Origin of the sequence: Caballeronia sp. INML1 (assembly GCF_023631085.1) — a bacterium.
In the GTDB taxonomy this organism is placed as follows: Bacteria; Pseudomonadota; Gammaproteobacteria; order Burkholderiales; family Burkholderiaceae; genus Caballeronia; species Caballeronia turbans.
The window spans coordinates 19739-32470 of record NZ_JALQDT010000077.1 but is presented as its reverse complement, the minus strand read 5'-3'; the positions used below and the strand labels follow the sequence as shown (position 1 = coordinate 32470).

Here is a 12732-nt window from a genome sequence, read left to right as displayed (position 1 = left end):
ATGAAAATCTTGGATATCGTGGCCTATCCGGTTACCGTTCCAGTTCCTCCTGCATATCAGGTCAGTCTGGGAATCGGGAGGATGGTCAAGCGGGATACCGTAATCGTCAAGGTTATTACAGATGAGGGCATCGTCGGCTGGGGCGAGTCGCACCACGGGCGTGCTCACCTCGCGGTCGCTACGCTCGTCAACACGACACTTAAGCAACTTGTTACCGGTTTCGAGGCAACAGATGTGAATGGCGTCTGGTCGCAAATCTATCGCTATCAGCTTGCGTCACACGGAATGGGTGCGGCTTGTGCGGCGGCTATGAGCGGGATCGACATGGCGCTGTGGGACATCCGTGGCAAGTCGACAGGCTGGCCGCTCTACCGGCTGCTCGGCGGAGCGTCGCGTAGCGTACCGGCCTACGCTGGCGGTATCTGCCTCGGGTTCCAGTCGCCCGGCGCATTAATCGACGAAGTCGCGTCGATCGTTCAACGCGGCTTCCAGGCGGTCAAACTCAGGCTAGGCGACTCCACCACAGACGACATCGCACGAGTCAGCGCCGTGCGCGAGGCATACCCAGACATCGATATCCTGACCGATGTCAACACTGCATACACTCTGCGCGACTTTCGCACTGTTGCGCCGTACCTGGATGCGGCGCGCATAGGTTGGCTCGAGGAACCGTTTCCCGCACACGATTACCGCAGCTATCGTGAAGCGAAGTTGCTGTGCAGCTTTGCACTGGCTGCCGGTGAAAACCATTTCACCCGCTTCGAATTCGCGCAACTCATCGAGGCCGAATCCGTTACTGTACTGCAGCCTGACATCTCAAAGATGGGTGGTATCACCGAGTTACTGAAGGTTGCGGCGATGGCCTCTGCACAAAAGCTTCCTATTCATTGTCATTCCAGTATGGGAATCAACATGGCCGCGACCCTGCACGTTCTCAGCGCTGTTGAAAACGCCGGGTACTTCGAAGCAGATTGCTCACTTTACAACCCGCTGCGCGACGATCTGATCGATTTCTCGTTCGACGTTGACGCAAGTGGCACGATCCGACCGAGCGAGAAGGCTGGCATCGGTATCGAAGTCAACGAGGATTTCATTCAACGCCATGCTGGTTCGAGCGGTCCCGGCTTCGTCTGATGCCGAGAATCGTCTTTCGTTAATCAACCATCCCCAAGGAAAGCAATGTCGACCAATACAATCCGACGCACCTCTGTTTCACACGCCGCAGCTGACCAGAGCGACTTTGAACTCGGCTTGCGCCCCTACTTCGAGTATCGCGACCTCGGATTCAAAGAAGCGTCGAACGGAGGCTACGTCGCACACATTATTCGCGCAGTGCCGGGCAAGCGGGCGGAGCCCGAGTGGCATACGCACGATGCGGCGTTCCAGATGGTGTTTGTACTGCGCGGATGGATCGACTTCGAGTTTGAAGACATCGGCGTAACTCGTCTTACGGCGGGCTCCTCCTGCCTCTTCCCCCCGGGCGTTCGTCACCAAGTTCTCGGAAACAGCGACGACTTCGAGCAACTCGAGGTCGTGTCTCCTGCCGATTTCGCAACTCACGCGGCGGACAAGCCCTAAATCGACCTAGCGCTTGCAGTTAGCGAGTCCGAGCAAGGCGACGCACGCACTTGTACATGAGTATCCGCGTCTTGATCTCTGCTCGGTATCTCAGACAGCGTCGTTTGATGTGACTGGTTTGCGCTTCCGCCCGCTCGCCGATCTTTTTGTTTCCGCGGGCGCCCGTGGATCAACCTTGGTCTTGATGTCAGCGGTCGATCCAAACAACGCACGAAAATACACGTCAACCCCTTTAATATGCTGCCGCAAGATGCTCTCCGCCTTCTCGACATCACGTTCGACTATCGCGGCTAGCAACTTGCGGTGGTCGTTCACTGATTGACGGCAGTGCTCATCCGAAGAAAAGTAGACCTCGCGGCGCTTGCGCGACATAAGGTAAAAAACGTTCACAAATCGCACGAACACGTCGTTTTGAGTCGCCGCGACTATCGCCAGATGAAACTCTGCGTCCAGACTCGCGAGCTTCTCGCCGTCCCCTCGTGCGGCAGCGCAACGTTTAACGATTGCGGACAAGCGCTCGAGATCTTCGTCCGTGCGCCGCTCACACGCAAGACGCACGGCCTGAGTCTCGAGCAAACGTCGCAATTCGACGGCTTGTATGACCTCGTCAGGCGCGAGGGGTGCGTCGGCCTCCGCGAATAGGACCATCGCTTCGATACTCCGCTCTTCCGATCCGGCCCGCAGGTAGATACCCGACTTTGGGCGAGCGTCGATGATTCGCAGCGTATCTAACCGAATTAACGCTTCGCGCAGTGCCCCGCGACTCATGCCAAACATTTCGGACATCTCTCGCTCAGAGGGCAGCTTGTCTCCCGGTTCAAAGCCGCGCTCATGTATGAGTTGCACGAGTTGTCGAACGTTGTCAAGCATGGGATCACCGCTTCTTGGAATACGAAAGTTTTTGAGCCAGCAAAGGCGGCCGCCGTGCCAAAGCGCACAGCTACAAGGATAGCGTGGACATCAAATCTGGTCAAACCAGGCGTACGCTTCAACACCCGCGGGAACTTCGTGGAAAAGCGCAGTGCTTGTAGCCCTCGGAGGGCGGCCGCGATTCAAGAAATTATAGCCAACCGCTATCACGTAAGGAGGCGCGAAGGCCAACTATTTGACGCGCGCCTCCGCTGCGATGTCCGAATTTTCATAATCCGCCTTGCTGAATGGATCAAGCAGCCAGCGTCCGACGAGCGAGGAGAAGTCCGAGCACCCACAAATGCGGCATCTGTCGTGTACATGCCGTGCCATCCGAGGAGCGGTGCGATGAGGCTCGCCGCAGGTCCTGCCAGCATGTTCTCCGCCAATAGTCCCCTATCACGGTCCCTATCGCTCGGCCCCGACGTGACTCCGGCGCAAGACGTGCAGATGACTGGCACGATCAATCGAACTACGCAAGTAAATGTGCCCAGCAAGAAAGCGCAAGCTATGTATGTATCCGGTCCGGTCGCCCGTCACACGACCTGTGCGAACGGGAAAGTACCCGCCGAGACGTCACCGATTTTCGACGTAGTCGCCAAGACGTGCGACAAATAGCAAACCCGAAAGTGGCCAAGTTGGGCTCCCTTTCCTCTGAATCTGGTCGTACCAGTTTACTAAGCGAGACATATGAAATAGACTGAATGGTCTGCCAAGAAGAGCATCGCGTAATGAATAATCAGGCCTATATCTATGCACCGCGTTACATGGAAATCGGCGGTGGCTCAGTGTCGGGAACTGCGGCAATATGCAGACGGCTCGGGGTTACGCGTCCGCTGATCGTGACCGACCCTTTCATGAAAACGTCTCGGCTGATCGACCGACTCACCGTCGGGCTCGACGCAAGCGGCATCGAGTATTCCATATTCTCAGACACGGTTCCGGATCCGACTGATACTGTCGTCGCCCGGGGGGCGAAAGTCCTTATTGAAGGAAATTTTGATTGTTTGATTGCGTTCGGAGGCGGGTCGCCAATGGACACCGCGAAGGCGATGAACATCCTGGCAGCCGCACACCGACTTGATCCTGGGATACATATCCGCGAATTCAAGCTACCGGTGAACGCTGATGCCACGGCTGTCCCCCTTATCGCAGTTCCGACGACGGCTGGGACAGGAAGCGAAGTCACGCGCTTCACAGTCGTAACGGACACCGTGAATAATGAGAAGATGCTCATTTCCGGCCTGGCCGCGCTGCCAGTAGCAGCAATCGTGGACTTCGAACTAACCATGACCGTGCCTCCGCGAGTGACCGCTGACACCGGACTGGATGCCTTCGTGCACGCGCTCGAGGCCTTCGTCTCCCGTCGAGCCAACGCACATTCAGATCTCTTTGCTCGGTCGGGATTGTCGCTTATCGGACATCATCTGCGCAGAGCTTATGCCGAACCGGGAGATCGCCTGGCCCGCGAAGCAATGATGCTTGGCGCGACGCATGCCGGCATAGCTTGTTCGATTGCTCCCGTGGCATTAGTGCATGCCATGGCGAGGCCGATTGGCGCGCATTTCCACGTTTCACACGGCATGTCGAACGCAATGATGTTGCCCGTAGTTACGGAGTACTCGTTACCGAGTGCGCTAGACAAATACGCAGAAGCCTCAAGGATCGCTGGGTTCGCGAGGAGCGAAATGGACGATGAGACAGCGTCGCGCACCTTGGTCGAGATGCTTCAACGCTTGAATCGCGAACTCTCAGTTCCATCGCCACGCAATTACGGAATCTCGCCAACAGAGTGGCAGCGTCTCTTACCATTGATGGCGGACCAGGCTCTCGCATCGAGTAGCCCATACAACAACCCTCGCATCCCTGCCCGTGGCGACATCGTCGCTTTATATCAAGCTAGCTATGGCTAGCTCAATTTCGACTCGTGTGTGATGCTTCCGATTTCCAATCTCGCTTGCAAAAACGCCATGCTTACACGCCGCTTGGACTGGGCTACCAGACACGTTGATTGTCAGGCCAAGGTGCCGCGGTCGACCAAGTTAGTTGGTCGGCTTTGTTCCTCTAGGATTGTCCGACCGGCGCAGATATAAGTCCAGCGCACATGACGGCTTTGCAAGGCTGCCTATGCCAGGATCCCTCATCTCCCGGAAATTGTTGGTCCATGGCGCTCGACAGTGCTCAAAACGCAGAATGACGCTTACAAGTGTCACGGACGCAACAGACGATATTGAGGAAAGTCTCGTGGATGAAAGCGAGGCGTCAATCGCTCCGTCAGTGGCATGAATTGCTGGCGTCGTTCGGGTGACTGGCAAAACGCAGAAGAGCGAAGCCATTTCGTGGCTTCTCTTTTCGCCGACTGCGTATCCCCGAGGCAGTAAGTCCCAATGCAGGGCCCGCCTGTAAAATGAAGAGAATGCCCGTGAGCACCGCACGATCGTCGGGCGCCGGTCGCGCCAACCGCCCCTCTCGAAGGAGTTCGCGTCAGTTTTCATTTCCACCCGTCCCCCCCGGAAGCGTGCTCGCACCCGCATGACTCTCGCCGATGACCGTTAGGGAATCGCCCATGGCTCGACGGGCAGTCCAAGAAGACACGCAACGTTGCGGCGTACGCCATCAAAACTCCATTCGCACGAAGTGCAATTCTGCGTGCGATTGGTCTTGTCCGGGAGGTCCTCAGGTGACGTGCAGGACATCACGGTGAACTGCCGTTGCTGTCAAGAAATCGTCGACTTTGCCGCGGTCGGATTCAGACCTAAATAACCGCAAGAATGCCAGTGCGCACAACATGGTCACCCCAGCTGAGCATGCAATGGCGGGCGTGTATGATTGGAACCATTGGAACGAAAAGCCCATGGTTATCGGCGAAACGATTCCCCCAAACAGTCCCACGCAATTCATGATCGAGCAAACGATGCTTGCCCCACGTCGGCCACCAATCTCGGGGGCCATCGCCCACATCGGGCCCAATATCGACATGACAAACGCGTACCCGAGCGACATCGCCGTTACCGAAAGATAGAGATTATTTACGCTAACAGCAACGAATAAGCAGACTGTCCCGAAGAAGAGGCCGCTGAAAATTACTCGACGGGTAGCAGCTTCCGTCGTTTGCCCGGCTTCGACTAGCCGTCGAACGACCCAACCCGCACCAGCGACTGAAACTATTGCGAAAACGTAAGGCTGCGCCGCAAGCAGCCCCATCTTCGACATCGACATCCGGTACGTGTCGGTGAGATAAGTCGGGTACCAAGAGAGGAATAGGAAGTTGACGAGATTCAGTCCAAAACAAGCAAGGGCGCAGGCCCATACCGAAGGTCTCGTCGCAAGCAACTTCAAAAATCCGGCCGGCGTCGCGGATTCAGTTTCAACGACTTTGTCATGAGAGATCCACTCGCGCTCGCTACTAGAGACGCGGGAATCGGCCTTCGGATCGTCGCGCAGATAGAACCAGATGAACGTTCCCAAAGCCGCAGCCATCGCACCGGTCGCGACGAAGGCAGCCTGCCAATGCGCCTTCACAATGATAGCTGATACCAGAGGCGGTGCGACAGCCGATCCGATTACAAGGCCCAAGTTTTGAATGGACGAGACTTGCGAATACTCGATCCTTGGGAACCATTTACTCATCAACAGCGCCAGGGCTGGCCAGCTCACTGCTTCAGCAGCCCCGAACGGAATACGAAAGCCGATCCAGGATGCAAAAGTCGTCGCACTGGTTGTCGCTACAAGCAGAATGCACCAGAGCCACATGAAGTAAAAGAAACATCTTCGTGGCCCGAGGAGGTTTGCCAAAAACGCTGCGGGAACCTGGGCGGCCGCGTATGCGAACGTGAACGCGCTCAGAATGAAACCCATCTGGCTGGGCGTGAATTCCATCTGGGCTCGTATGACCGGTGCAGCCACTGCTAGGTTGGCTCGATCTAGGTAGCTCACCGCTGCAATGAGGAACATCAGGCCCATCACCTTCCATCTGAATTTTGATTCCACGAAGTCTCCTATTTATTTAGTCAGCCCACATAACGTCCGTACATCCCATCATGCCGTCAACCGCCAATCTGCTTGTACCAGATTGTAGAGACAAGTTTTGGCGAAGGTCAACCAGCAAATGCCGGACATACGCCTGATTCGCGCGCCGTCCGATTTTTTGCGCAAGGACAAGATACGGTGCAAGAGCCCAACCCCCTTCCAGTCAGACTTGTCTGGTACAACCAGCATAACGGCATGGTCGTCCCCTCGTGGGAAACAACGCGCGCTTCGGGTTCTCGAAAGGCGGGATCCTGAAGCCAAGCGGTTGACGATACTCAACTATGGGGTTGCCTCTCCGGCGGCTTGCTCAAGGACAGGAAATGTGAACAAGTCACATCGCGTACGCGGCTCCGCATACAGTACGTAACAGACGGGCTGGCTCTGATCTGGCTGCAGCATGCGACTTCTCGCATCCCGCGGTGCTTTCGTCCGACCCGCGCACGCGAAGCTAAAAATGATGACCACAATTCTATTAGGTTGCCTAACGTGTCACGGCCAAATACAGATGTCGGGGTGCGGGCTAAATACAGATGTCGTATCTATCCAAGGTTTTTGCTCTCACACGGTGTTGAAGATGCAGGGTCGAGCGGGCAGGGCGCGGGTGCGTCGACTTCCCCGTTTGCACCGCCGAGCTGTTTTTACTGACGCGGCACCGCGTTCGTGTTCATGCAGCGCAATCATCGTTGCCTCCAGGTCCTGTTGCGTGGGCTCGCGCTGTTTCTTGGTGCCGGATACGCGGCGTGGCGTGCGTACCTGCGCGCCGCGATGCATGCGCGAGGGCGCCGTGCCAATGCTGCGGTTGTCGCGCTGAGCCTGCACCGCCTGCGCCAACTCAAGCACGTGCGCGAGACGCTTGCACTCGACGATCGCCCCCTGATCGACCTCGGTGAGACGGTCGTACTGCCGGCATACCAGCGCCCGCTCGCCGGCCTGTAACTGCGTGCGTCCGTCCGGATATTCCCACACCTCGATGTCACGGTGGATCAGCGCGCGGTTCGCGTCGGTATCTTCCAGCAGATACAACACGCGGTCGTATTGCACGGTGAGCGTCTTGGTGACCCGTCGCGCTTTGCGCCACGTCAGCGCCCGCTCCAGACTCTCGTCGGCGCGCAGTGAACGCGGTACCCACAGGCCCGCTTCGGTCATCAGATGCCGCACCGTTTCCTTGGCCAGCCGGATGCCGTGGCATTGCTCGAGCTTCTCGCGCGCCAAAGTCGGGCCGAAGTCGGCGTAGCACTCTCGGATAATGCTCACGGCGCGCTGCGCCAAGGGAGCCGTCCGTGCCGCGCTTCATTGCGCTTGCCATGTCACCCCACGGCGAACTGACGCTGGCGTGCCGTACGGTGAAGCAGCTCACCAAGGAGATCGCGCGGTCGCGCACCCTCTCCTCAGATCTTCGACTGGGCGTGTCTACTGCCTTTCTGCGGTCCATCTGAAGGCGGTAGGCGCGCAGCATTGTGCTTTGCGCAATGTAGTCTTGTCCGAATTAAGGGAAAATACCTAGCTTAAGACGCATATACTTTGACGCTTCTAGCAGTACTTCGGAAGCCCCTTACGCCAAAAGTAGGTATCTGATGAAACAGATTTTCGTGACGGCTGCCTTCGCCCTGCTCGCCCCTGCTCCAATTACTTCGTTCGCTCAAACCGATGCGCCACTTACACGCGCACAAGTACGCGCCGAACTCGCCAATCTCGAACAAGCCGGCTACAACCCGCTGGCTGTTGATGTGGACTATCCGGTCAATCTGCAAAAGGCTGAAGCGCGATTGCAGGCTGAGCAAACGTCATTGCAGCGCCAGGCCGCGATTCAATCCGGCACACAGCAACACTAATGTTTACTGTTCTCTGGCCAAAGCGCCGACACCCGTCGTGTCGGTCCCCCGAATCCTGCGAGCGCCAGAAACAGGATCCCTCGCACGGGCTGCGCACCACAGCTTGAGCGACGCCTCCCGGACGCGAACTGCCGTTCGAACGCCAAGATGCCGAAAACCGCGAGCATCCCTTCCTGGCCGAGAGCACTTCGTCAGGTCGACGGGGCACGCCTCGTAGCGAGTAAGTAACGGCCAGTGGACCACCGGTGTCGATCGAATATTGAGCATCAAAGACCGCTATTAAGATAACTCTAAGTCTTTTAACGGCTCGAATTCTGCCAACAATTTCACAACGCGGTAGCGAGCGCCATCCTCCTCGCACGATCCCCGTTGTTTGACAGCAGCGTCTTGCCTTGCTCACGCTGGGGTGCTGATGCCGGCACCTGCCGGAGGAACCTGAATCGGCCTTAGCCGACGCTCGCCGTTAATCCGCCGTGCGGCTGCAGCGCGCCGCTTTGCTGTCGTTCGCAACGGGGCGCAGTCGACCATCGAACTTCCCCGATTAGCGAACGAGTCTTGCCGGACCACGACCCGCCATTCGAGGCTCGTCAACGTCCTAAAACATCAAGCTTCAGTCAATCTGATAACGCGTTGTCCGAATTGGGCTGGAGCGCCCGCGACATGACAGCGTGCATGTCTTAGCCGCAACGTCTACGGTCAACATCTGATTACCTCTGCGCTGACGTTGCGTATAGGATCGTCTTCGGCTCTGCAAGATCGAAAGGGGGCGCCTTCAGAATGACAGCGCTCCCCTAATCGCATAACTCTAGACCGACACGTACTCGGCTGTACCGCCGCCAAGCGGTTCAGAACGTCGTCTGTAAAGCCTGCGCGATTCCGGTTTCCGCTGACCGGAATGCGGCCTCAATGATTTCGATTACGTGTCGAGCATGTTCCGCGCTTGCAACGGACGGTGTCCCATCGACGACCCAGTCAACGAGCTGCATGACGTCGGCAAAGACGTGTTGCTCCGGTATGTCGCGGTGGGGCCCGGTGATGTTCGGAAGGATCCATTCGTTCCCACCAAAGCCCGCACGCATGCCATGGTCAGGCGCGGAGATCGCGATATCGCGGTTTGCGTAGTCAAATGGCTTCCCGTTGAGCAGCAAGCCGGCGATTGTTCCCCGTGTGCCGAAATAACTTCCGCTGAAATCCAGAGAATCCCGTAGTCCACCGGCCGCCGTCCCATACACAACCGCGAATAGACCGCGCCCGAAGTCCAACAACATAATCGTGTTGTCATCGCACTCGGTCACGATCGTTTTGTCTTTGAACGTTCGCTCTGGCAGACGGACGCCGGAAAGCGCAGTCACCGCCCGCGCGGGGCCGAGAATACCTGTGAGACCATGCAGAGCATAAACCGCCATATCGTATAGCGGTCCGCCTCCGGGTTTTTTGAAGTACCAGCCGGGATCGATGGGCGTCGTGCCCGGCGCATTGTCGCGCTCCGGTTCGTCTTCGTGATAATTCTCGAATGCCGCCCCACAGATTGCCCATGCGAGCGTGCCGAGGGTGCCATCTTCCACCATCCGCTTGATTGCCTGATTGTGCGGCCTGAGCATTTCGCCCGGCGAAGCAACAATTTTGAGGTCTCTTTCCTTCGCTAAAGCAATCAGCTCGTCCGCCTCGGCCGTGCTGACCGTCATGGTCTTGTTGAAGTGAACGTGTTTGCCTGCAAGCAATGCGGCCTTGCCCTGCTCAAAGTGGATTCCAATCGGCGTTGCAAGCGTCACCGCGTCAATATCCGCTTCATCGAGAAAGTGCTCATAGCTTGTAAAGGCTTGTGCGACGCCAAATTTCTCGGCCGCGCCGCGCACTCTCGATTCCACGGGATCACATAATGCCGTCAGTTGGACTCTGTGCGCGATGTCGGACTGAATCAGGTGCGGAATGACGCCTCTCAGGCTAACGGTGCCCACTCCGACGACGCCGATCTTGAGCGGTGCTCTCATATTCTTCTGCTCCTTGCATAGGTTTGAGCGATGATGCGTCACGCTTGCTCGATATCCGCACGCGCGCCCGTTCTCATTGATTCGAGCACGGCCTCCGTCGCGAACAATGCGCGCCGCGCTTCAGCAACGCCCACGGCGGGACGACGGCCAGCCTCCAGTGATTCGAAAAAATCTCTCAGTTGGAACAGGTATGCGTCCTCGTATCGCTCGAGGAAGAAATTCAATGGTCTGGCCGACGACAGACCTTGTGAACCACCGTGGAGGACGAGCGATTCGAGCTTGTTTCCCGCCTGGAGCATGCCCTGAGATCCTAGAACTTCCACACGCTGGTCGTAACCGTACGCCGACCTCCGGCTCTCAGAGATTTGAACGAGCTTCCCCGTCGCCGTTGTAAGCACGACCGCCAACGAATCGACATCGCCAGCCTGGCCGATGCGCGGGTCGATAAGACAACTGCCCGATGCAAATGCGGTGCAGAGGTCCTCGCCAAGCAACCAGCTAGCAAGATCTACATCGTGGCTGGTCATGTCGCGCACGAGGCCGCCGGATGCACGGACGAAGTCGATAGGAGGCGGCGCCACATCGCGGTTGAAGATAGTCACCTGTTCCGGGATACCGATGTCTCCAGCCAAGATCCGTTCGTAAATCCTGCGATATGTAGGGTCGTACCTGCGCATGAAACCCAGGGCAAACGGCACGCCCGACTCCTCTACGGCGCGAAGAGAAGACAAGACACGCTCGCGGTCTATGTCCACAGGTTTTTCACAGAAAATTGCCTTGCCTTCGCGGGCGAACGTCACCATCAGCTCAGCGTGCGTGTTCGTCGGCGTCGCGATGATAACCGCCGACACGTGGGTATCCGCGAGTATCTCGTCGAGCGTCGCCGGCTCTCCGCCGAAGGTCGAGGTCAACGCCTTGCAGCGGGTTTCATCAACGTCCATTACGTACCTCAGTTCCACGTCGCGCAGTTGTGCGAGCGCCCTGGCGTGAACGACTCCGATCCTACCCGCCCCTAGCAACGCGACCTGCCTCCTCGATTCGTTTAATGCCATCGGCCGCAACTCCTCCTCTATCATCGTGCTCGACTCCTTTTTCGTAGTGCCTCGATCAACGCCCTCGCACTCGCGTGGCAAGGGCAGCGAACGTCGTCACTCGGTGACGGGGACTTCTGCCAGTATTTCATCCTTGTAGCCCGGCCCGCGCGGTTCTTGGTAACTCACCGAAAACGAGAATGCGCGAACGCCCTCGTCGGTCGTGGGCCAGATGCTGTGCGGAACCCTCGGCGGAATATAGATGAGGTCGCCGGGCTTGACTTTCTTGGCTTCCTGTTCAATCTGCACGACCGCCTCACCAACGAGGATGTAATAAAACTCGTGTGTGTCGTGCGAATGAGGCGTCGCGCGCGTGTGCGGCGCGATCGTCCACTCTTCGATCGCCTCCAGATACGTTCCCTGTGTCTGCTCGAAGAGGGAGAACTTCGGGAACAGCCCCCAGACTTTCACGTTGTCATGCATCGATACCGGAACGACCGTGTTTGTAGAGCGAATATCCATTGACTTAGATCCTTTTCAGATTGATGTCTCGTGCAAATTCAGTCGGCGGTCCACCCACCATCCACCAGCAGTGAACTACCCGTGACCATCGCCGAGGCGTCGCTCGCGAGATAGAGCACCGCGCCCATAACGTCTTCCATAGTCCCCACGCGACCCAGTTTGATTCGCGCAAGTACGTCCCGTTTGAAGTCTTTCGATGCCAGAAAATCGCGCGTCATTGGCGTCTCGATAAAGGTCGGGCATATCGAATTCACTCGTATGCCATACTGACCAAGCTCTACAGCCATGGCTTTCGTTAGACCCTCAATGGCGTGCTTGGAGCTACAGTAGACGGTTCTCATCGGCGCCCCGACGTGTCCCATCTGTGATGACATATTGATAAACGAACCTGGTCGGCCTGCTGAAATGAGGGTCATCGCTACGAACTGGGCCACAAAGAATGAGCTCCGAACGTTCAGATCCATCACTGCATTGAAGTCGTCAAGCGTTACATCGACGAATGGTGCAGGGCGGTTCGTTCCGGCGTTATTGACCAGAATGTCGAAAGGCCTATCCGGGCCGCCAATCTCACCTAATGCGCCACGGAGGCCTGGCAAGTCAGTCACGTCCAACTTCGCCGCATGCGCCGCTCCGCCGCGCAGCCGTAGTGCGTCAGCTACCGCCTCGGCTTCGGAGAGAGACCGAGCGACGAGCGTCACTTCCGCTCCGTATTCACATAGCGCAGAAGCCGCCGCAACGCCTACCCCCCTGCTTGCGCCGGTGACGAGCGCTCGCCTGCCCGCCAACGAAAAGCCCGGTGTACGCGGCAGCGCAAACCTCTGCTGCATCGCCTGTGACGTA

General features: G+C 57.5%; 11 protein-coding genes and 1 pseudogene. 5 read left to right on the top strand and 7 right to left on the bottom strand.

Features of this window, described 5'->3' with window-relative positions; all coding sequences use genetic code 11:
• On the top strand, window positions 1-1134 hold the full coding sequence (locus tag NCR38_RS30615) for a mandelate racemase/muconate lactonizing enzyme family protein (RefSeq protein WP_250478125.1): 1134 nt from the start codon (window positions 1-3) through the stop codon (window positions 1132-1134).
• A gap of 45 nt (window positions 1135-1179) precedes the next feature.
• The gene (locus NCR38_RS30610; RefSeq protein ID WP_250478124.1) at window positions 1180-1578 is read left to right on the top strand and encodes a cupin domain-containing protein; all 399 of its coding nucleotides are present in this window, start codon (window positions 1180-1182) and stop codon (window positions 1576-1578) included.
• Window positions 1579-1668: 90 nt separating this feature from the next.
• On the opposite strand, the gene NCR38_RS30605 is transcribed toward NCR38_RS30610, so the two are convergent.
• The gene (locus tag NCR38_RS30605) at window positions 1669-2448 is read right to left on the bottom strand and encodes a FadR/GntR family transcriptional regulator (protein WP_061121551.1); all 780 of its coding nucleotides are present in this window, start codon (window positions 2446-2448) and stop codon (window positions 1669-1671) included.
• A gap of 770 nt (window positions 2449-3218) precedes the next feature.
• On the opposite strand from NCR38_RS30605, the gene NCR38_RS30600 reads away from it, so the two are divergent.
• Entirely contained in the window at window positions 3219-4400 is a 1182-nt protein-coding gene (locus tag NCR38_RS30600) for an iron-containing alcohol dehydrogenase (RefSeq protein ID WP_250478123.1), read from the top strand.
• Between the two features lie 763 nt (window positions 4401-5163).
• Here the strand turns inward: NCR38_RS30600 and NCR38_RS30595 are convergent.
• Window positions 5164-6477 (bottom strand): MFS transporter, encoded by a 1314-nt coding sequence (locus tag NCR38_RS30595; RefSeq protein ID WP_143756440.1) that lies wholly within the window; start codon window positions 6475-6477, stop codon window positions 5164-5166.
• Between the two features lie 1146 nt (window positions 6478-7623).
• Window positions 7624-7773 (bottom strand): annotated as a pseudogene (locus NCR38_RS34560) (ISNCY family transposase); the annotation flags it as partial.
• Window positions 7774-7796: 23 nt separating this feature from the next.
• Between NCR38_RS34560 and NCR38_RS30585 the strand changes: the two are divergent.
• Both NCR38_RS30585 and NCR38_RS30580 read left to right on the top strand, forming a co-directional pair.
• Window positions 7797-7952, top strand: coding sequence for a hypothetical protein (locus NCR38_RS30585; RefSeq protein ID WP_250478122.1), 156 nt, complete (start codon window positions 7797-7799; stop codon window positions 7950-7952).
• 138 nt (window positions 7953-8090) lie between these two features.
• On the top strand, window positions 8091-8348 hold the full coding sequence (locus NCR38_RS30580) for a DUF4148 domain-containing protein (protein WP_061121555.1): 258 nt from the start codon (window positions 8091-8093) through the stop codon (window positions 8346-8348).
• Window positions 8349-9193: 845 nt separating this feature from the next.
• Here NCR38_RS30580 and NCR38_RS30575 read toward each other — a convergent pair.
• The 4 genes from NCR38_RS30575 to NCR38_RS30560 form a co-directional block, all read right to left on the bottom strand.
• Complete coding sequence (locus NCR38_RS30575) at window positions 9194-10339, bottom strand: Gfo/Idh/MocA family protein (RefSeq protein ID WP_250478121.1); 1146 nt, start codon at window positions 10337-10339, stop codon at window positions 9194-9196.
• Between the two features lie 38 nt (window positions 10340-10377).
• Complete coding sequence (locus NCR38_RS30570; protein ID WP_250478212.1) at window positions 10378-11391, bottom strand: Gfo/Idh/MocA family oxidoreductase; 1014 nt, start codon at window positions 11389-11391, stop codon at window positions 10378-10380.
• Between the two features lie 96 nt (window positions 11392-11487).
• Window positions 11488-11892: a cupin domain-containing protein gene (locus tag NCR38_RS30565; RefSeq protein WP_250478120.1), complete on the bottom strand. Its 405-nt coding sequence runs from the start codon at window positions 11890-11892 to the stop codon at window positions 11488-11490.
• A gap of 38 nt (window positions 11893-11930) precedes the next feature.
• Window positions 11931-12719 (bottom strand): SDR family NAD(P)-dependent oxidoreductase, encoded by a 789-nt coding sequence (locus NCR38_RS30560; protein ID WP_250478211.1) that lies wholly within the window; start codon window positions 12717-12719, stop codon window positions 11931-11933.
• Window positions 12720-12732 lie beyond the last annotated feature (13 nt).